Origin of the sequence: Streptomyces venezuelae ATCC 10712 (genome assembly GCF_008639165.1) — a bacterium.
Taxonomy (GTDB): domain Bacteria; phylum Actinomycetota; class Actinomycetes; order Streptomycetales; family Streptomycetaceae; genus Streptomyces; species Streptomyces venezuelae.
In genome coordinates this window covers 3,227,069-3,246,170 of the sequence record NZ_CP029197.1, presented here as the reverse complement: position 1 = coordinate 3,246,170, position 19,102 = coordinate 3,227,069, and the positions used below count along the sequence as shown (strand labels likewise).

Below are 19,102 nucleotides of genomic sequence, written 5' to 3'. Positions count from 1 at the left end.
CCCCGGGCGTCTACCCTGGGAGTCGATCCATCCCCCCGTACAGGAGTCAAAGTGGCCGTCAACCTGGTCAATGTCGAGGCCGTCAGCAAGGTGTACGGCACACGTGCACTGCTCGACGGCGTCTCGCTCGGCGTCTCCGAAGGGGACCGGATCGGGGTCGTGGGCCGCAACGGCGACGGCAAGACCACCCTCATCCGGATGCTCGCCAAGCTGGAGGAGGCCGACACCGGCCGCGTCACCCACAGCGGCGGGCTGCGGCTCGGCGTGCTCACCCAGCACGACTCGCTCGACCCGAAGGCCACCATCCGGCACGAGGTCATCGGTGTGATGGCCGACCACGAGTGGGCGGGCAGCGCCAAGATCCGCGACGTGCTGACCGGCCTGTTCGGCGGGCTCGACCTGCCCGGCTTCGAGAACGGCCTGGACACCGTCATCGGCCCGCTCTCCGGTGGTGAGCGCCGCCGCATCGCGCTCGCCAAGCTGCTCATCGAGGACCAGGACCTGATCGTCCTGGACGAGCCGACCAACCACCTCGACGTCGAGGGCATCGCCTGGCTCGCCAAGCACCTCCAGGACCGCCGCTCCGCCCTCGTCTGCGTCACCCACGACCGCTGGTTCCTCGACCAGGTCTGCACCCGCATGTGGGACGTGCAGCGCGGTGCCGTGCACGAGTACGAGGGCGGCTACTCCGACTACGTCTTCGCCCGGGCCGAGCGCGAGCGCATCGCAGCCACCGAGGAGACCAAGCGGCAGAACCTGATGCGCAAGGAGCTGGCCTGGCTGCGGCGCGGCGCCCCGGCCCGTACCTCCAAGCCCCGCTACCGCATCGAGGCGGCCAACGAGCTGATCGCCGACGTGCCGCCGCCGCGCGACACGTCCGAGCTGATGAAGTTCGCCAACGCCCGGCTCGGCAAGACCGTGTTCGACCTGGAGGACGTGACCGTCACCGCCGGTCCCAAGACCCTCCTCCAGCACCTCACCTGGCAGCTGGGCCCCGGCGACCGCATCGGTCTCGTCGGTGTCAACGGCGCGGGCAAGACCTCACTCCTGCGTGCGCTCGCGGACGCGGCCGTCACCCAGGGCGAGACGCAGCCCGCCGCCGGCAGCGTCACCGTCGGCAAGACCGTCCGGCTCGCCTACCTGTCCCAGGACGTCACCGAGCTCCCCGGCACCCTGCGGGTCCTGGAGGCCGTCCAGCAGGTCCGCGACCGGGTCGACCTCGGCAAGGGCCGCGAGATGACCGCCGGACAGCTCTGCGAGCAGTTCGGCTTCTCCAAGGAGAAGCAGTGGACGCCCGTCGGCGACCTCTCCGGTGGTGAGCGCCGCCGGCTGCAGCTGCTGCGCCTGCTGATGGACGAGCCGAACGTCCTCTTCCTCGACGAGCCCACCAACGACCTCGACATCGAGACCCTGACGCAGCTGGAGGACCTCCTCGACGGCTGGCCGGGCTCCATGGTCGTCATCTCCCACGACCGGTTCTTCATCGAGCGCACCACCGACAAGACGCTCGCCCTGCTCGGCGACCGGACCCTGCGGATGCTGCCGCGCGGCATCGACGAGTACCTGGAGCGGCGCCGCGCGATGATCGAGGCGGCCGTCCCGGCGCCGGCCGCCGCGCCCGCGCAGGCCAAGGCCGGTGTCTCCGCCGCCGACGCCCGCGCCGCGAAGAAGGAGCTGCAGAAGGTCGAGCGGCAGCTCGACAAGCTCTCCGACAAGGAGGGCAAGCTGCACGCGCGGATCGCCGAGAACGCCACCGATTTCGAGCTGGTGGCGAAGCTCGACGCGGAGCTCAGGGAACTCGCGGGTGAACGCGAGGAATTGGAGATGCGCTGGCTCGAACTGGCCGAGGACGCATAACGAGGGCATCACAGGCCGGTCCTCCCTTGGGTACAAGGGGCGGACCGGTCGCTTTTGCGCCGTGCCGTGAGTGGTAGAAAGAAAACCCGCTCACGTCAAGGGGGAACCGCTGATGACCCAGCCGCCCAGCAACCAGCCGCCGGGGGGCTTCGGAGCTCCCCAGGATCCGAACCAGGGCCCGCCCCAGGGTGTGCCGCCCGTGCCGCCCGTCCCGCCGCAGGCACCGCAGACCCCGCCGCCGCCGGCGGGCCCGCCCGGCACCCCGCCGGGTGCGCCGCCCACCGCGCCGCCGGCCGCGCCCGGCCCGTACGGGCAGCAGCCGCAGCCGGGTTACGGCTACCCGCAGCAGGGCCAGCCCGGTCAGCCGGGGCAGCCCGGCCCGTACGGACAGCAGCCGCCGTACGGCTACCCGCAGCAGGGACAGCCGGGCTACGCCCAGCAGGGCCAGTCCGGTTACGGGCAGCAGCAGGCGGGCCCGTACGGCCAGCAGCAGAACCCTTACGGCGGATACCCCAGCCAGCCCGGCTACCCCGGCGCGCCCACCCCGCCGCCCTCCGGCGGCGGCCCCTTCAAGGGCCGTACCGGTCTCGTCGCCGCCGTGGCCGCCGCGGCCGTCCTGGTGGCCGCCGTCACCACCTGGGCCGTCGTCGGCGGTGACGACGAGAAGGACCCGATCGCCAAGCCGACCGCCACCGCCCCTTCCTCCTCCGGCGCCCCCAAGCCCACCGAGTCGGTGGACAAGGGCGACGGCAGCGGGGACGGCCGCAACGGCGAGGAAGACCTCAACGCCGGCCGCAAGGACGGCGAGGCCAAGGTCAACTGGCTGCTCAAGAACGACGTCGACCTGCCCCGCAACGGCTCCGACGTGCTCGGCCCGTGGATCGTCGGCGACACCGTCGTCAAGGCCATGTACAAGGGCATCGACGGCTACAGCCTGGCGGACGGGTCCGTGAAGTGGCACCTCGACGTGCCGTTCCCGCTCTGCGCCGCGCCCGCGAGCCCCTCGGCGAACGGCGTCATGGTCTTCGCGTACGCCGAGAGCGCCAAGGACGGCGCCAAGTGCACCTCGCTCCAGCAGGTCGACCTGAAGACCGGCAAGGCCGGCTGGAAGAAGGCCGTCCCCAAGCCCAAGGGCCTGTTCGCCTTCTCGGACAACACCCTGTCCATCAGCGGCAACACCCTGACCGTCTCCGGCAGCAGCAGCGCCTACGGCTTCTCGCTGGCCGACGGCAAGCAGCTCTTCACCGGCGCCACCACCGGCTGCAAGCCGTTCGCGTACGCGGGTGGCAGCAAGCTGATCGCGGCCGTGGACTGCTCCACGGGCGGCGCCAAGAAGGTCCAGGGCGTCAGCCAGGTCGACCCGAACACCGGCAAGGCCGCGTGGACCTTCAAGCTGGAGGCCGACTGGGAGGTCGACCGGGTCTACTCGATCGACCCGCTCGTCGTCTCCGCGACCCAGCGCGAGCAGAAGAAGTGGACCATCTTCGCGCTCAACCCGAACGGTTCGCTGCGCTCGCAGATCCAGGGCGGCAAGGACAAGTTCGCCCCGTCCTGCGGCGGCGGGTTCGTCATCTTCGGCAAGAACCTCCAGGGCTGCACGGGTGTCGCCGCCGACGCGAACACCTTCTACATGGCCACCGAGACCGGGTACGGCACGCCCAACGAGGTCGTCGCCTTCGACCTGACGACCGGCAAGGCCAAGTGGCGCTCCAAGGCGCCCGGCAAGCAGTCCATGATGCCGCTGCGCATGGAGGGCGGCGAGGTCCTGGTCTACGTGGACCCGGCGTACGACACGGGCGGCGCCGTCGCGACGATCGCCGCGGCCGGCGGTGCGCCGAAGGTCGTCCTCCAGCACCCGGCGTCGACGGCCGAGATCGAGAACAGCTTCTACAGCCCGGGGTACGCCTACAGCGGCGGCACCTTCGTCGTGGCCAGCGGGCGCGTCTCCGCGTCGAACGACACGGAAGAGAAGCAGGTCAAGACGATGATGGCGTTCAGCAAGTGAGGTGCACCGACCGATGACGCAGCCACCCCCTCCCCCGCCGAACCAGCCCCCGGACCCCCCGCAGGGCGGCTTCGGCGCCCCCACGCCGCCGCCCCCGCAGCAGCCGGAGCCCGGTTACGGCTACCCGCAGCCGCCGCAGTCGGCCCCCGGGTACGGCTACCCGCAGCAGCCGGAGCCGGGTTACGGCTATCCGCAGCAGCCGCAGCCCGACCCCGGGCAGGGCTATCCGCAGCAGCCGCCCACGCAGCCCCAGCAGCCCTACGGCGGCGGCTACCAGCAGCCCGCGCAGCCCCCGTACGGCTACCCGGCGCCGCAGCAGCCGCCCTACGGCGGCTACCAGCAGCCCGCTCCCACCACCGTGCAGGCCCCGGTGGCCGGCGGCGGGCGGGGGAAGCTGTCGGCGCAGCTGCAGATCGTCATCGCGGCGGTCGTCGCGGTCGTCCTGATCGTCGGCGCCGGCATCTGGTACGCCAACTCCGGCGGCGGCGAGGGCAAGGACGACGAGGCCAAGGGCACCGGCGGCACCTCGCAGGGCACGGGCGGCGGTGACGGCGGGAAGACCGGCGGCGCCAACAGCGGCCTCGGCGGCGACGGCAAGGAGAAGGCGTCCGCCAACACCTCGGCGAAGCTGGCCTTCTCGGTCCCCGCACCGACCGTCCCGGACGTCACCGACTTCTCCGGTTCCTGGCTCACCGACAAGGCGTACGTGAAGACGGGCCTCAACTCGGTCGTCGGCTACGACCGGGACAAGGGCACGGTCCTGTGGACGCTTCCGCTGACCGGTCAGGTCTGCGGCGCCTCCCGGCACAAGACCGCCGACAACAAGGTGCCGATCCTCTTCGAGGCGAAGAAGCGGGTCGCGCCCCGCTACTTCCAGCAGTGCACCGAGGTCGGCATGGTCGACCTCGTCACCGGCAAGCTGCTGTGGTCCACCTCGGTCACCGGCGGCACCGCCGGCGACCAGAAGGTCCGCTTCTCCGAGGTCTCGCTCAGCGGTAAGACGGTCGCGGCCGGCGGCACCGACGGCGGCGCCGCCTTCGACGTCGCCAACGGCAACCCGCGCTGGAAGCCCCAGGCCAACGACCAGGGCTGCTACGACCTGGGGTACGGCGGCGGCGAGGGTCTCGTCGCGGTCCGCAAGTGCGGTTCCTCGTACGACTCCCAGTACGTGATGGTGCAGAACCTCGACCCGGTGTCGGGCGCGCCGATCTCCCAGTACAAGATGCCGACCGGCGTGAAGTACGCCTCGGTGGTCTCCACGAAGCCGCTGGTCGTCGCGGCCGACGTCGGCGAGACCGCCGGGGACGGCAGCGGCATCTCGGACTTCTTCTCGATCGACGAGAAGACCGGGAAGCTGAAGGCGAAGATCACGGCGGACGCCGACCAGTACGCGGGCCGCTGCCGCTCGACCAAGGTCGAGTCCTGCCAGTACGTGCTCGTCGGCAACGGGCGGCTGTACGTGCCGACCGAGGAGCACGAGGGCTCCACCGGCGAGTACGGCGACGAGACGAACGAGATCATCGCGTTCGACCTGACCACCGGCAGGACGGTGCCGGAGAAGGCGGACGCGGGCGACAAGTACAACCTCGTCCCGCTGCGCATGGACGGCGGCGACCTCATCGCGTACAAGGAGCCGCCGTACGACAAGGGCGGCCGGATCGTGTCGATCAACGGCGGCACGATGAAGGAGACGCTGCTCCTGGAGAACCCGGGGGAGCGCTCGATCCGCGAGATGGAGACGAGCTTCAGCCTCAACGGCGCGGAGCTGCTCTACGGCGAGGGCCGGCTGTTCATCGCGGGCACCCTGGTGAGCAAGGCCAGGTCGGGCTCGACGGACAAGCGGTACCTGGTGGTCTCCTACGGCGTCGGGCACTGACGGCGCGCACGACCCCCGCGGGGCCCCTCCGGTGATCCGGAGGGGCCCCGCGCGTTTTCGGTGACGGGGCCGGTCCGTCACCGGGGAGGGGGAATCCGTCGCCCGCGCGGGTCCCGTGGCCGCGGTTGGGGCGATGGCGGGCGGGGGAGCGTGTAGCTTGCCGGGTCAGGGCCGCCGGGGAGCGGCGGGCCCGGAGGATGTGGGGGATGACCGGGATGGGCGTACGGCTCGTGGTGGTGGACGACCACCGGCTGCTCGCGGAGGCGCTGGCCTCGGCGCTGAAGCTGCGCGGGCACCGGGTGCTCGCGGCGGCCGCGCCGGTGGCGGGCGCGGCGGAGCTCGTGGTGAGCCGGGCGCCGGAGGTCTGTCTGCTCGGCACGGCGGCCCCCGCCGAGCCGGGGGCCTTCGACCCGGTCGTCCGCATCAAGCGGGAGCGGCCGCAGGTGGCGGTCGTGGTGCTCGGCCCGGTTCCGTCGCCGCGCGGTATCGCGGCGGCCTTCGCGGCCGGGGCCTCGGGGTACGTCCGGCACGACGAGCGCATCGAGGGCGTCGAGCGGGCCCTGGTGAAGGCGCGGGCGGGGGAGTCGGCGGTGGCGCCGCAGCTGCTGCAGTCGGCCTTCGCGGAGCTGCTGCACCCCTCGGCGCAGCCGGACGACGAGGGGCAGCGGCTGCTGCGGCTGCTGACGCAGCGGGAGGTGGAGGTCCTCGTCCGGGTGGCGGAGGGGGAGGACACCCGGCTGATCGCGGCGGGGATGGGGATCGCGCCGAGCACGGCGCGGACGCATGTGCAGCGGGTGCTGATGAAGCTGGGGGTGGGCTCGCGCCTGGAGGCGGCGGCCCTCGCGGCGCGTACGGGGCTGCTCGACCGGGCGTTGCCGGGGCCGCGCGGGTCTTTCTGAGGTCGGGTCCGGCCGGCTCCGTCATGGGCGGGGCCGGGCTTCACCGTTGACGGCGATGTTGGAATGTGATTCCTTGTGAGTGGTTCTGTTCGATACCGGCGTTTCTTTTGAGGGCATCCGTGAAGAAGACCGTCACCACGCTCGCCGACGGGCGCGAGTTGATCTACTACGACACGCGCGGGGACACCGTCCGCACCGCCGTCGACCCCCGCCCCCTGACCCCCGTGGACTCCCGCTCCGAGATCCGCCTCGACGCCCTCACCGGCGACCACGTCGCCATCGCCTCGCACCGGCAGGCCCGCACCTACCACCCGCCGGCCGACGCCTGCCCGCTCTGCCCCGCCCGGGACGGCCGCGAGAGCGAGATCCCCGAGCAGAGCTACGAGGTCGCGGTCTTCGAGAACCGCTTCCCCTCCCTCTCCGGCGGCGTCGGCCGCTGCGAGGTCGTCTGCTTCACCGACGACCACACCCAGTCCTTCGCCGACCTCACCGAGGAACGGGTCTCCCTCGTCCTCGACGCCTGGACGGACCGCACCGGCGCGCTCTCCGCGCTCCCCGGCGTCGAGCAGGTCTACTGCTTCGAGAACCGGGGCGCCGAGATCGGCGTCACGCTGCCCCACGCGCACGGCCAGATCTACGCCTTCCCCTACGTCACCCCCCGGACGGCCGCCATGCGCCGCCGGATCGACGAGCACCGGGCCGAGACCGGACGGAACCTCTTCGACGACGTCGTCGACCGCGAGCGCGCCGACGGCGACCGGGTCGTCCTGGAGACCGAGCACTGGATCGCCTTCGTGCCGTACGCCGCGCACTGGCCGTACGAGGTGCACCTCCACCCCAAGCGGCGGGTGCCCGACCTCCTCGCCCTCGACGGCGCCGCCCGCACAGAGTGCGCACAGGTCTACCTGGAACTCTTGAGGCGCTTCGACCGGATCTTCGGCCCGGACGAGCCGCCGACGCCCTACATCGCCGCCTGGCACCAGGCGCCGTTCACGGACGCCCGGCGCGAGGACTTCGGGCTCCACCTGGAGCTCTTCACCGTCCGACGGGCCTCCGGCAAGCTGAAGTTCCTCGCCGGCACCGAGTCCGGCATGGACGCCTTCATGAACGACGTACGGCCGGAGGACGCGGCCCGGCGCATCCGAGAGGTGGCAAGCGCATGACACAGAGGTACCTGGTGACCGGCGGGGCCGGATACGTGGGCAGCGTCGTCGCCGCCCACCTCCTGGAGCGGGGCCACCGGGTCACCGTCCTCGACGACCTCTCCACCGGCTTCGCCGAAGCCGTCCCGGCCGGCGCCGAGTTCGTCCGGGGCCGCGTCCAGGACGCGGCCCGGTGGCTGGACGGCTCCTACGACGCCGTCCTGCACTTCGCCGCCTACTCCCAGGTCGGCGAGTCCGTCACCCGGCCCGAGAAGTACTGGGAGAACAACGTCGGCGGCACCATGGCCCTGCTCGCCGCGATGCGCGCCGCCGGAGTCCGCCGGCTGGTCTTCTCCTCCACCGCCGCGACCTACGGCGAACCGGCGTCCGTACCGATCACCGAGACCGCGGCCACCGCCCCCACCAGCCCCTACGGGGCGAGCAAGCTCGCCGTCGACCACATGATCGGCGGCGAGTGCGCCGCCCACGGCCTCTCCGCCGTCTCGCTGCGCTACTTCAACGTCGCCGGGGCGTACGGCTCCCTCGGCGAACGCCACGCGCCCGAGTCGCACCTCGTCCCGCTCGTCCTCCAGGTCGCCCTCGGCGACCGCGAGGCGATCTCCGTGTACGGCGAGGACTACCCCACCCCCGACGGCACCTGCGTCCGCGACTACATCCACGTCGCCGACCTGGCCGAGGCCCACCTCCTGGCGCTGGACGCGATGACGGCCGGCGGCGTCCCCGCCGGGGAGCACCTGATCTGCAACCTCGGCAACGGCAACGGCTTCTCCGTCCGCGAGGTCGTCGAGACCGTCCGCAAGGTCACCGGGCACCCGATCCCCGAGATCACCGCCCCGCGCCGGGCCGGCGACCCCGCCGTCCTCGTCGCCTCCGCCGAGGCGGCCCGCGAGCGGCTCGGCTGGACGCCGTCCCGCCCCGACCTGGCCGATGTCGTCGCCGACGCCTGGGCGTTCGCCCGGGCACGGCAGGAGAGGGACCACGCATGACCGTCGCCGCCGACTTCGAGGCGCTCTACGGCACCGCCCCCGACGGCGTCTGGGCCGCCCCGGGCCGGGTCAACCTCATCGGTGAGTACACCGACTTCAACGACGGCTTCGTGCTGCCGCTCGCGCTGCCGCACACCACCGTCGCCGCCGTCTCCCGCCGCGACGACGGGGTGCTGCGCCTGCACTCCGCCGACGTCGACGGCGGCATCGTCCAGCTGACCGTCGACGCCCTCGAACCGCTCTCCGGCGGCGGCTGGGCGGCCTACCCGGCCGGTGTCGTCTGGGCGCTGCGGGAGGCCGGGCACCCGGTCGCCGGCGCCGACGTCCACCTCACCTCGACCGTGCCGACCGGCGCCGGGCTCTCCTCCTCGGCGGCCCTCGAAGTCGTCACCGCGCTCGCCCTGAACGACCTGTTCGGCCTCGGCCTCTCCCGGCCCGCACTCGCCCGGCTCGCCCAGCGCGCCGAGAACGCCTTCGTCGGCGTCCCCTGCGGCGTCATGGACCAGATGGCCTCGGCCTGCGCGGAGGAGGGCCACGCCCTCCACCTGGACACCCGGGACCTCTCCTGCCGCCAGGTCCCCTTCGACCTGGCCCGGGAGGGGCTGCGGCTGCTCGTCGTCGACACCCGGGTGAAACACGCGCTCGGGGACGGCGCGTACGCCGAGCGGCGCGCCGGTTGCGAAGCCGGCGCGCGGGCGCTCGGCGCCCGGTCCCTGCGTGACGTGAGCGCCGCGCATCTGCCCGAAGCCCTCGCACGTCTGGGCGACGAGACGATCCGGCGCTATGTGCGGCACGTCGTCACCGACAACGCCCGCGTCGAGCGGACGATCGCGCTGCTCGACGCCGGGGACGTCCGGGCGGTCGGCCCCGTCCTGACCGAGGGCCACGCCTCCCTCCGGGACGACCTGCGGGTCTCGTGCCCGGAGTTGGACCTGGTCGTCGAGGCGGCCGATGCCGCCGGGGCGCTGGGCGCCCGGATGACCGGCGGCGGCTTCGGCGGCTCCGCCCTCGTCCTCGTCGACACCGACCGCGCCGACGAGGTGGCCACCGCCGTGACGAAGGCCTTCACCGAGGCCGGACACGCGGCCCCCGGCGTCTTCCCGGCCGTCCCCTCGGCGGGTGCGCGCCGGCTCTGACACCCCGTTCGCCCCGGTACGGCACCCCGCGTACGCCCGTACGACTTCGGACAGTTCCGCGAATCGGCCCCCACCGCGACGCCCCGCCCCTACTCTGAGGGGCAGCGCCGGTGGGGGCCGGTGCTGTTCAGGGGGCGACACCCGGTCGGGTACGGCGCCGGTAGCGGGGTAACAGTCAACGCACGGCGGCGGCCGCGCGTATGACGGACCCGCCTCCGGCGCCGTGCCCGCGTCGGTTCCGTTCCTCGACACTTGGGGGTGTCCGTGGCACGTATCCGTGTCCTCGTGGTGGACGACCACCGCGTCTTCGCCGAATCGCTGGCCGCCGCGCTCGCCGCGGAGCCCGATGTCGACGTCGCCGCCGCGGGAAGCGGCCCGGCCGCCCTGCGCTGCCTGGAGCGCGGCGCCGCGGAGGGCCGCAGGTTCGACGTGCTGCTCGTCGACGCCGAGCTCGGCGCCGGTCCCGTCGGGGCCGTGGCCCGCGCGGTGCCGGACGACCCCGAGGGCGCCGTCGACGGGATCTCCCTGGTCGCGGGGGTGCGCGGGGTCCAGCCCTCGGTCCGTACCGTCGTCCTGGCGGAGAAGGACGACCCGCACCGCGCCGCGCTCGCCCTCCAGGCCGGGGCCTCCGGCTGGGTGGCGAAGGACTGCTCGCTCCAGCGGCTCCTCGCGGTGGTCCGGGGGGTGCTGCGCGACGAGACGCACCTGCCGCCCGCGCTGCTCACCGGCGTCCTGCGGGAGCTGACGGCGGCCCGCAAGCACCGGACGGACAGCGAGCGCCTGGTGGAGTCGCTGACCCCGCGGGAGCGGGAGGTGCTGCGCTGCATGGTCGCGGGCCTGGGCCGCAAGGCGGTCGCCGAGCGTCTCTTCCTGTCCCCGCACACGGTCCGCACCCACATGCAGAACGTGCTGGGGAAGCTGGGCGTGCACTCGACCCTGGCGGCGGTGGCGCTGGCCCGCCGGGCGGGGGTGGGCCCGGCGCAGCTGGGCGAGGCGCCGCTGGCCGCGATCCCGGGGCCCGGGCTAGCCGGGGACGTTGTCGAACGGGGCGGTCAGCTGGCGTAGCAACGCGGCGAGTTCACCGCGCTGGCCGCGGGAGAGCTGGGCCAGGATGGCGCGCTCCTGGGCGAGGAGTCCGGCGAGCGCCTCGTCGGCGCGGTCGCGGCCCTCGGCGGTGAGCCGGACCAGGACGCCCCGCCGGTCGCTGGGGTCGGGGAGCCGTTCGACGAGGCCCTTCTTGGTGAGCCGGTCGATGCGGTTGGTCATGGTGCCCGAGGTGACCAGGGTCTGGGTCAGGAGCTGGCCGGGGGAGAGCTGGTAGGGCGCGCCGGCCCGGCGGAGCGAGGTGAGGACGTCGAACTCCCAGGGCTCCAGCTGGTGCTCGGAGAAGGCGAGCCGACGGGCGCGGTCGAGGTGCCGGGCGAGCCGTGAGACGCGGCTGAGCACCTCGAGCGGTTCCACGTCGAGGTCGGGGCGCTCGCGGCGCCATGCTGCGACCAGTCGGTCGACCTCGTCCTCCATGACGATCAGTGTAGAGGGTCTGTTGACATAAAGTCTCTTGGGTTCGAGTTTCTCGATGTCGAGTATCTTGATATGGAGATATATTTCCCTGGACTATGGGGAAGGGACCCGGCCGGAACTCCGTTCCGCTTCGGTAACTCGTTCCAGCAAGGGGGCTTCGAACATGCATTCCGTGGAAACCGCCGCACCGTCCGCACCGACGTGGGATCCGCAGCAGTACCTCCGGCACTCCGGCCACCGGACCCGGCCGTTCCTCGACCTGCTCGCCCGAATACCGCACCTGCCCGCCCAGGACCGCCCCGCCCGCATCGCCGACCTGGGCTGCGGCCCGGGAAACGTGACGGTCCTCCTCGCCGACCGCTGGGCCGACGCCCACATCACCGGATTCGACCTCTCGCCCGACATGCTGGAGCGGGCGGGGAAGGACTGGTCCGGCACCACCCGCGGCGGGGGCTGGATCGACTTCCGTCCCGCCGACGCCGCCCACTGGACCCCCACCGAGCCCTACGACCTGATCGTCTCCAACGCGGCCCTCCAATGGGTGCCCAACCACCCCGAGTCCTTCGCCGCCTGGATCGACGGACTCCGCCCCGGCGGCACCCTCGCCTTCCAGGTCCCCGGCAACTTCACCTCACCCAGCCACGCCCTGCTCGGCCAGCTCTGCGAGACCCCGGAATGGCGCGCCCGCCTCGGCGACCAGGGCCGCCGCTTCGTCCACATCCTCGACGCCTCCGACTACCTCACCCGCCTCACCGACCTCGGCTGCGAGACGGATGTCTGGGAGACCACGTACTGCCAGCTGCTCCAGGGCGAGGACCCCGTCCTCGACTGGGTCAAGGGCACGGCGCTGCGGCCCGTCCTCACCGCCCTGGGCGACGACCAGGAGGCGGTCGACGCCTTCCTCGGCCAGTACCGCGACCTGCTGCGCGAGGCCTACCCGCCCGGCCCGTACGGCACGGTCTTCCCCTTCCGGCGCATCTTCGCGGTGGCCCGCAAGAGCTCCTGAGACGCGCGGACGCCCCGCACCGGAACCTCGGTGCGGGGCGTCCGCGTGCGCCGCCGGGACGGCTACGACAGGGAGTTGTAGATCCCGAAGCCGGTGCCGATCCTGGCCCGCGCGGAGAACTTGCCCGGGCTCGTGCCCAGGTAGCGGTACACGTCGCCGTTGGACGCGGTGCCCAGCAGGTCGCCCTTGCCGTCGGCGTTCAGGTCGCCCGGCGCGATCAGCTTGGAGTACGTGTTCCAGCCGGAGCCGATCTTCACCCGGGACTTGAACGGGGAGGCCGCGACGCCCGTGCCCGCGTACAGGTACAGGTCGCCGCCCGAGGTGCGGGCCACGAGGTCCGTGCGGCCGTCACCGGTGTAGTCGCCCGCGCCGAGGATCGCGTTGTACGCGCCCCAGCCGCTGCCGACCCTGATCCGCCCTGCGAAGCCCGAACCCTTGCCGTCGCCCTTGTAGAGGTACAGCACGCCGGAACGGTCCCGGGCGAGCAGGTCGCCCTTGCCGTCACCGCTCAGGTCACCGGGACCGACGAGCGCGTTGTAGATCCCCCAGCCGCCGCCGATCTCCGCGGCCTCGATCCACAGGGTGCCGTCGGGGTCGCCGTCGACCCGCACGGCGAGGTCCGAGAAACCGTCCGCGTTCAGCGAGGACAGGTTCGCGAAGGACAGCCCGCGGACGTCGCCCGCGTTCTCGACGTGGTAGCGGGACTCCAGCTTCCCGGTGGTCGAGTTGCCGTAGTAGTACAGCGCCCCGCCCGGGGTCGTCGCGGCGACGCCGCCCTTGCCGGTGTACGGGATGTTGCCGGCGCCCGCGAACTGCGTGATGCCCGCCGTGTCGCCCGTCGCGGAGAACGGCTGGCGCGCGGCCAGGGTCCCGTTGCCGTTGGCGCGGTAGTAGAACAGCGTGCCCACGGCGTCCCGGGCGATCACGTCGCCGCCCCCGCCGGGCAGGATCTGGTTGTAGAGGTTCCAGCCGCCGCCGACGGACTTGCGGGTGCCGAACGGCTTCGTCTTGTCACCGGTGCCCGGGTAGAACCACAGAGTGCCGGTGCCGACGGTGTCGCGGGCGTACAGGTCGGCGTTGCCGTCGCCGTTGGCGTCGCCGAGGCCCACCAGCTGGTCGTACATGTTCCAGCCGCCGCCGATCGGCGTACGGGGAGAGAGCGGCTGCGAGGAGCTGCCGGTGCCCAGGTACAGGTACAGCGCGCCGTCCAGGGTGCGGGCGACCACGTCGGCGCGGCCGTCACCGTTCACGTCGCCGGGCGACACGACCTTGTTGTAGACCTGCCAGCCGCCGCCGACCACCGAGGAGTACGGGGTGCCGGCCGGGTCGGCGTCGCTGTAGAGGGTGAGGGTGCCGTTCTCCGAGAGGACGAGCACCTCCGGCTCGGCCGTGTTCCCGCCCTGGTTGCCGATCGGGATGATGTCCTTCGGGACGTCCTCGAAGCGGAACAGGTCGAAGGTGCTGTTGGCGGCCGTGGACGGGCTGGAGTACAGCTCGCCGTCCACCGCGCGGAAGATCAGGTCGTCGATGCCGTCCTGGTCCAGGTCGGACAGCGTCAGCGGGACGCCCCCCGCGGCGGCGGCACCCGCACGGGCGCCGTCCTTCTTCGGGAGGTGCAGCGTCGGCGGCGTGAAGGCGGACGCCTTCTTCTCGGCCGAAGGCACCGGGGCCGGCGTGCCGGCCGACGCCGGGCCCGCCAGCAGCATGCCGGCGGAGAGGGCCAGCGCGGTGCAGGCGGCGACGCGGCGGCCACGCGTGGAGTTCAGGAAACGCAAGAGATCCCCCCCAGGGATCAGAAATGTCCGTTGACCGGAACGAGGGGTCTGACGCCGGGCACGGCGGAACGCACGTGCGAAAGGCGGACCCCCCACCGGATGTACGCGGAGCATATCCCCCGGGTACGACAGGGAATCAACGAGATATCCCCACCGGGCCGCACCGGCCTAGCTCTTGCGGTGCCCTATCAGCCGCGGCTTCGGCTCCAGACCGTCCAGGCCGTGCCACGCCAGGTTCACCAGATGCGCCGCGACCTCCGCCTTCTTCGGCTTGCGGACGTCCAGCCACCACTGACCGGTCAGCGCCACACTGCCCACCAGCGCCTGCGCGTACAGCGGCGCCAGCTTCGGGTCGAAGCCCCGGGCCTTGAACTCCAGGCCCAGGATGTCCTCCACCTGCGTGGCGATGTCACTGATCAGCGACGCGAACGTGCCCGTCGACTGCGCCACCGGAGAGTCCCGTACGAGAATCCGGAAACCGTCCGTGTAGTTCTCGATGTAGTCGAGCAGCGCGAACGCCGCCTGCTCCAGGAGCTCCCGCGGATGCCCCGCCGTCAGCGCGCCCGTCACCCCGTCGAGCAGCTGGCGCATCTCCCGGTCGACGACGACCGCGTACAGGCCCTCCTTGCCCCCGAAGTGCTCGTACACCACCGGCTTGGAGACCCCGGCCTTCGCCGCGATCTCCTCCACGGACGTGCCCTCGAAGCCCTTCTCGGCGAAGAGCGTCCGGCCGATGTCCAGCAGCTGCTCCCGGCGCTCCGCGCCCGTCATCCGTACCCGGCGCCCCCGCCGGGGCTTCTGCTCGCCACTGCCGGTGCTGCCGGTCCTGCCGTCGATCGCCACGTCTTCCATCATGCCGCGTCTGCGGGCGCGCTCTGGCGGCGGGCTTCGATGCGCTCCTTCGCAGGCCAGCGCACGTCGTACGCCCAGCCCGCCTGCTCGAACCAGCGGATCAGCCGCGCACTGGAGTCGACCTGGCCGCGCAGCACCCCGTGCCGGGCCGACGTCGGGTCCGCGTGGTGCAGGTTGTGCCAGGACTCCCCGCAGGACAGCACGGCCAGCCACCACACGTTGCCCGAGCGGTCCCGCGACTTGAACGGGCGCTTGCCGACCGCGTGACAGATCGAGTTGATCGACCAGGTCACGTGGTGCAGCAGCGCGACCCGGACCAGCGAACCCCAGAAGAACGCGGTGAACGCGCCCCACCACGACATCGTCACCAGACCGCCCACCAGCGGCGGGATCGCGAGCGACAGCATCGTCCAGAAGATGAAGTCACGCGAGATCCGCCGGATCGCCGGGTCCTTGATCAGATCGGGCGCGTACTTCGCCTGCGGCGTCCGCTCCTCGTCGAACATCCAGCCGATGTGCGCCCACCACAGCCCCTTCATCAGGGCCGGCACCGTCTCGCCGAACCGCCACGGCGAGTGCGGGTCGCCCTCCGCGTCGGAGAACTTGTGGTGCTTGCGGTGGTCCGCCACCCAGCGCACCAGCGGACCCTCCACCGCGAGCGAGCCCATGATCGCCAAGGCGATCCGCAGCGGCCGCTTGGCCTTGAACGAACCGTGCGTGAAGTAACGGTGGAAACCGATCGTGATGCCGTGGCAGCCGATGTAGTACATGGCCACCAGCAGCCCCAGATCGAGCCACGACACGCCGCCCCAGCTCCAGGCCAGCGGCACCGCCGCGATCAGCGCGATGAACGGCACCGTGATGAACAGCAACAGCGTGATCTGCTCGATCGACCGCTTCTTTTCCCCGCCGAGCGTGGCGGACGGCAGATCCTGTCGGGTCGCGGGCAACTCGGTACTCGTGGTCATGGGCGTCCCCTGGGGATGAATGTGAGGGTGAGGGAGAAGAGAAGACAAGGAGCGGAACGGCACGGAGGGAGCGCGAGGCTACGGTTCCGTAACCTACGGCGTCGTAAGTATGGCAGCGCCGTGGCGCGCGGCAAGGGGGCACAAGGGGACCCTGACCGCCGACCACACTGTGGACACCTATCCTGGGTGCGTCGGACAGCGCGGTCCGCAAGCCTCCAGTACCCCTCCAGACGTGCTCAAACACTGCAAGGAGCCGCACCTGTGAGCAGTGCCGACCAGACCCCCACCGCCAGCGCCGAGCTGCGCGCCGACATCCGCCGACTGGGCGACCTCCTCGGCGAGACACTCGTCCGCCAGGAGGGCCACGAACTCCTCGACCTCGTCGAGCGGGTCCGCAGCCTCACCCGCGAGGACGGCGAGGCAGCCGCCGAGCTGCTCCGCGGCGTCGAACTGGAGACCGCCGCCAAGCTGGTGCGCGCCTTCTCCACCTACTTCCACCTCGCGAACGTCACCGAGCAGGTCCACCGCGGCCGCGAGATGCGCGAGAAGCGCGCCGCCGAGGGCGGCCTGCTCGCCCGCACCGCCGACATGCTCAAGGACGGCGACCCCGAGCACGTCCGCGAGACGGTCAAGAACCTCAACGTCCGGCCCGTCTTCACCGCGCACCCCACCGAAGCCGCCCGCCGCTCCGTCCTCAACAAGCTGCGCCGCATCGGCGCCCTCCTGGAGACCCCGGTCATCGAGGCCGACCGGCGCCGCCACGACCTGCGGCTCGCCGAGAACATCGACCTCATCTGGCAGACCGACGAACTCCGGGTGGTCCGCCCCGAGCCCGCCGACGAGGCCCGCAACGCCATCTACTACCTCGACGAGCTGCACGCCGGCGCCGTCGGCGACGTCCTGGAGGACCTCGCCGCCGAACTGGAGCGCGTCGGCTTCGAACTGCCCTCCGGCACCCGCCCGCTCACCTTCGGCACCTGGATCGGCGGCGACCGCGACGGCAACCCCAACGTCACCCCGCAGGTGACCTGGGACGTCCTGATCCTCCAGCACGAGCACGGCATCACCGACGCCCTCGAACTCGTCGACTTCCTGCGCGGCCTGCTCTCCAACTCCATCCGCTACGCCGGAGCCACCCAGGAACTCCTGGACTCCCTCCAGCGCGACCTGGAGCTCCTCCCGGAGATCAGCCCCCGCTACAAGCGCCTCAACGCCGAGGAGCCGTACCGCCTCAAGGCCACCTGCATCCGGCAGAAGCTCGTCAACACCCGCGAGCGCCTCGCCTCCGGCACCCCCCACCAGGACGGCCGCGACTACCTCGGCACCGCCGAGCTCGTCCACGACCTGACCCTCATCCAGACCTCGCTGCGCGAGCACCGCGGCGGCCTGTTCGCCGACGGCCGGATGGACCGCACCATCCGCACCCTCTCGGCCTTCGGCCTCCAGCTCGCCACCATGGACGTCCGCGAGCACGCCGACGCCCACCACCACACCCTCGGGCAGCTCTTCGACCGCCTCGGCGAGGAGTCCTGGCGGTACGCCGACATGCCGCGCGACTACCGGCAGAAGCTGCTCGCCAAGGAGCTCCGCTCGCGCCGTCCGCTCGCCCCCACCCCGGCCCCGCTCGACGCCGCCGGCGAGAAGACCCTCGGCGTCTTCCACACCATCAAGCAGGCCTTCGAGCGCTTCGGCCCCGAGGTCATCGAGTCGTACATCATCTCGATGTGCCAGGGCGCCGACGACGTCTTCGCCGCCGCCGTCCTCGCCCGCGAGGCCGGCCTGATCGACCTCCACGCCGGCTGGGCCAAGATCGGCATCGTGCCGCTCCTGGAGACCACCGACGAGCTGAAGGCCGCCGACGTCATCCTCGACGGCATGCTCGCCGACCCCTCCTACCGGCGCCTCGTCTCGCTCCGCGGCGACGTCCAGGAGGTCATGCTGGGCTACTCGGACTCCTCCAAGTTCGGCGGCATCACCACCTCCCAGTGGGAGATCCACCGTGCCCAGCGCAGGCTCCGCGACGTCGCCCACCGCTACGGCGTACGGCTCCGCCTCTTCCACGGCCGCGGCGGCACCGTCGGCCGCGGCGGCGGCCCCTCGCACGACGCGATCCTCGCGCAGCCCTGGGGCACCCTGGAGGCCGAGATCAAGGTGACCGAGCAGGGCGAGGTCATCTCCGACAAGTACCTCATCCCGTCCCTCGCGCGGGAGAACCTCGAACTGACCGTCGCCGCCACCCTGCAGGCCTCCGCCCTGCACACCGCGCCGCGCCAGTCCGACGAGGCCCTCGCCCGCTGGGACGCGGCCATGGACGTCGTCTCCGACGCCGCCCACGCCGCCTACCGCCGCCTCGTCGAGGACCCCGACCTGCCGACGTACTTCCTCGCGTCGACGCCGGTGGACCAGCTCGCCGACCTGCACCTGGGCTCCCGGCCCTCCCGCCGCCCCGGCTCCGGCGTCTCCCTCGACGGACTGCGGGCCATCCCGTGGGTGTTCGGCTGGACCCAGTCCCGGCAGATCGTCCCCGGCTGGTTCGGCGTCGGCTCCGGCCTCAAGGCCCTGCGCGAGGCCGGCCTCGACGCGGTCCTGGGCGAGATGCACGAGCGGTGGCACTTCTTCCGCAACTTCCTCTCCAACGTCGAGATGACGCTCGCGAAGACGGACCTGCGGATCGCCCGCCACTACGTCGACACCCTCGTCCCCGACGAGCTCAAGCACGTCTTCGACACCATCGAGGCCGAGCACGCGCTGACCGTCGCCGAGGTCCTCAAGGTCACCGGCGGCGAGAAGCTCCTGGACTCCAACCCGGTCCTCCAGCAGACCTTCGCCATCCGCGACGCCTACCTGGACCCGATCTCCTACCTCCAGGTCGCCCTGCTCGCCCGCCAGCGCGGCGCCGCCGAGCGCGGCGAGGAGCCCGACCCGCTGCTCGCCCGGGCGCTGCTGCTCACGGTGAACGGCGTGGCCGCGGGCCTGCGCAACACCGGCTGACGCCCGGCCCGTACGCATGACAGAGCCCCCGCCGGGGATCCGGCGGGGGCTCCGTCATGACGGGGTG

14 protein-coding genes are annotated in these 19,102 nt (G+C 72.2%); 10 read left to right on the top strand and 4 right to left on the bottom strand.

The window, feature by feature from the left end:
* The first annotated feature begins 51 nt into the window (after positions 1 to 51).
* The 8 genes from DEJ43_RS14765 (at position 52) to DEJ43_RS14730 (ending at position 10,987) form a co-directional block, all read left to right on the top strand.
* Positions 52 to 1,857, top strand: coding sequence for an ABC-F family ATP-binding cassette domain-containing protein (locus tag DEJ43_RS14765; protein ID WP_015034166.1), 1,806 nt, complete (start codon positions 52 to 54; stop codon positions 1,855 to 1,857).
* A 112-nt stretch (positions 1,858 to 1,969) separates the two neighbouring features.
* A complete protein-coding gene (locus DEJ43_RS14760; RefSeq protein WP_015034165.1) occupies positions 1,970 to 3,862 on the top strand; it encodes an outer membrane protein assembly factor BamB family protein in 1,893 nt (630 codons plus the stop codon).
* A gap of 13 nt (positions 3,863 to 3,875) precedes the next feature.
* Positions 3,876 to 5,738 (top strand): outer membrane protein assembly factor BamB family protein, encoded by a 1,863-nt coding sequence (locus DEJ43_RS14755; RefSeq protein ID WP_015034164.1) that lies wholly within the window; start codon positions 3,876 to 3,878, stop codon positions 5,736 to 5,738.
* A gap of 215 nt (positions 5,739 to 5,953) precedes the next feature.
* On the top strand, positions 5,954 to 6,637 hold the full coding sequence (locus tag DEJ43_RS14750; protein ID WP_015034163.1) for a response regulator transcription factor: 684 nt from the start codon (positions 5,954 to 5,956) through the stop codon (positions 6,635 to 6,637).
* A gap of 119 nt (positions 6,638 to 6,756) precedes the next feature.
* On the top strand, positions 6,757 to 7,800 hold the full coding sequence (galT, locus tag DEJ43_RS14745; RefSeq protein WP_015034162.1) for a galactose-1-phosphate uridylyltransferase: 1,044 nt from the start codon (positions 6,757 to 6,759) through the stop codon (positions 7,798 to 7,800).
* A complete protein-coding gene (gene galE / locus DEJ43_RS14740) occupies positions 7,797 to 8,786 on the top strand; it encodes a UDP-glucose 4-epimerase GalE (protein WP_015034161.1) in 990 nt (329 codons plus the stop codon). Before galT ends, galE begins: the two co-directional genes overlap by 4 nt.
* A complete protein-coding gene (gene galK / locus DEJ43_RS14735; RefSeq protein ID WP_015034160.1) occupies positions 8,783 to 9,922 on the top strand; it encodes a galactokinase in 1,140 nt (379 codons plus the stop codon). Before galE ends, galK begins: the two co-directional genes overlap by 4 nt.
* Before the next feature lie 264 nt (positions 9,923 to 10,186).
* Entirely contained in the window at positions 10,187 to 10,987 is an 801-nt protein-coding gene (locus DEJ43_RS14730) for a LuxR C-terminal-related transcriptional regulator (RefSeq protein ID WP_041663945.1), read from the top strand.
* Here the strand turns inward: DEJ43_RS14730 and DEJ43_RS14725 are convergent.
* Positions 10,946 to 11,443 carry a MarR family winged helix-turn-helix transcriptional regulator gene (locus DEJ43_RS14725; protein ID WP_015034158.1) on the bottom strand — a complete coding sequence of 166 codons (498 nt, stop codon included), beginning with the start codon at positions 11,441 to 11,443 and terminating at the stop codon, positions 10,946 to 10,948. The two genes, DEJ43_RS14730 and DEJ43_RS14725, sit on opposite strands and share 42 nt — an antisense overlap.
* 163 nt (positions 11,444 to 11,606) lie before the next feature.
* On the opposite strand from DEJ43_RS14725, the gene DEJ43_RS14720 reads away from it, so the two are divergent.
* Positions 11,607 to 12,449: a trans-aconitate 2-methyltransferase gene (locus tag DEJ43_RS14720; RefSeq protein ID WP_015034157.1), complete on the top strand. Its 843-nt coding sequence runs from the start codon at positions 11,607 to 11,609 to the stop codon at positions 12,447 to 12,449.
* A 62-nt stretch (positions 12,450 to 12,511) separates the two neighbouring features.
* Here the strand turns inward: DEJ43_RS14720 and DEJ43_RS14715 are convergent, their stop codons facing one another.
* The 3 genes from DEJ43_RS14715 to DEJ43_RS14705 form a co-directional block, all read right to left on the bottom strand.
* Complete coding sequence (locus tag DEJ43_RS14715; protein ID WP_071891333.1) at positions 12,512 to 14,224, bottom strand: FG-GAP repeat domain-containing protein; 1,713 nt, start codon at positions 14,222 to 14,224, stop codon at positions 12,512 to 12,514.
* A gap of 168 nt (positions 14,225 to 14,392) precedes the next feature.
* The gene (locus DEJ43_RS14710; RefSeq protein ID WP_041663944.1) at positions 14,393 to 15,076 is read right to left on the bottom strand and encodes a TetR/AcrR family transcriptional regulator; all 684 of its coding nucleotides are present in this window, start codon (positions 15,074 to 15,076) and stop codon (positions 14,393 to 14,395) included.
* Positions 15,076 to 16,044, bottom strand: coding sequence for an acyl-CoA desaturase (locus tag DEJ43_RS14705; protein WP_015034154.1), 969 nt, complete (start codon positions 16,042 to 16,044; stop codon positions 15,076 to 15,078). Before DEJ43_RS14705 ends, DEJ43_RS14710 begins: the two co-directional genes overlap by 1 nt.
* A 261-nt stretch (positions 16,045 to 16,305) precedes the next feature.
* Between DEJ43_RS14705 and ppc the strand changes: the two genes are divergently transcribed.
* A complete protein-coding gene (ppc, locus tag DEJ43_RS14700) occupies positions 16,306 to 19,035 on the top strand; it encodes a phosphoenolpyruvate carboxylase (RefSeq protein WP_015034153.1) in 2,730 nt (909 codons plus the stop codon).
* The last annotated feature ends 67 nt before the right edge of the window (positions 19,036 to 19,102 follow it).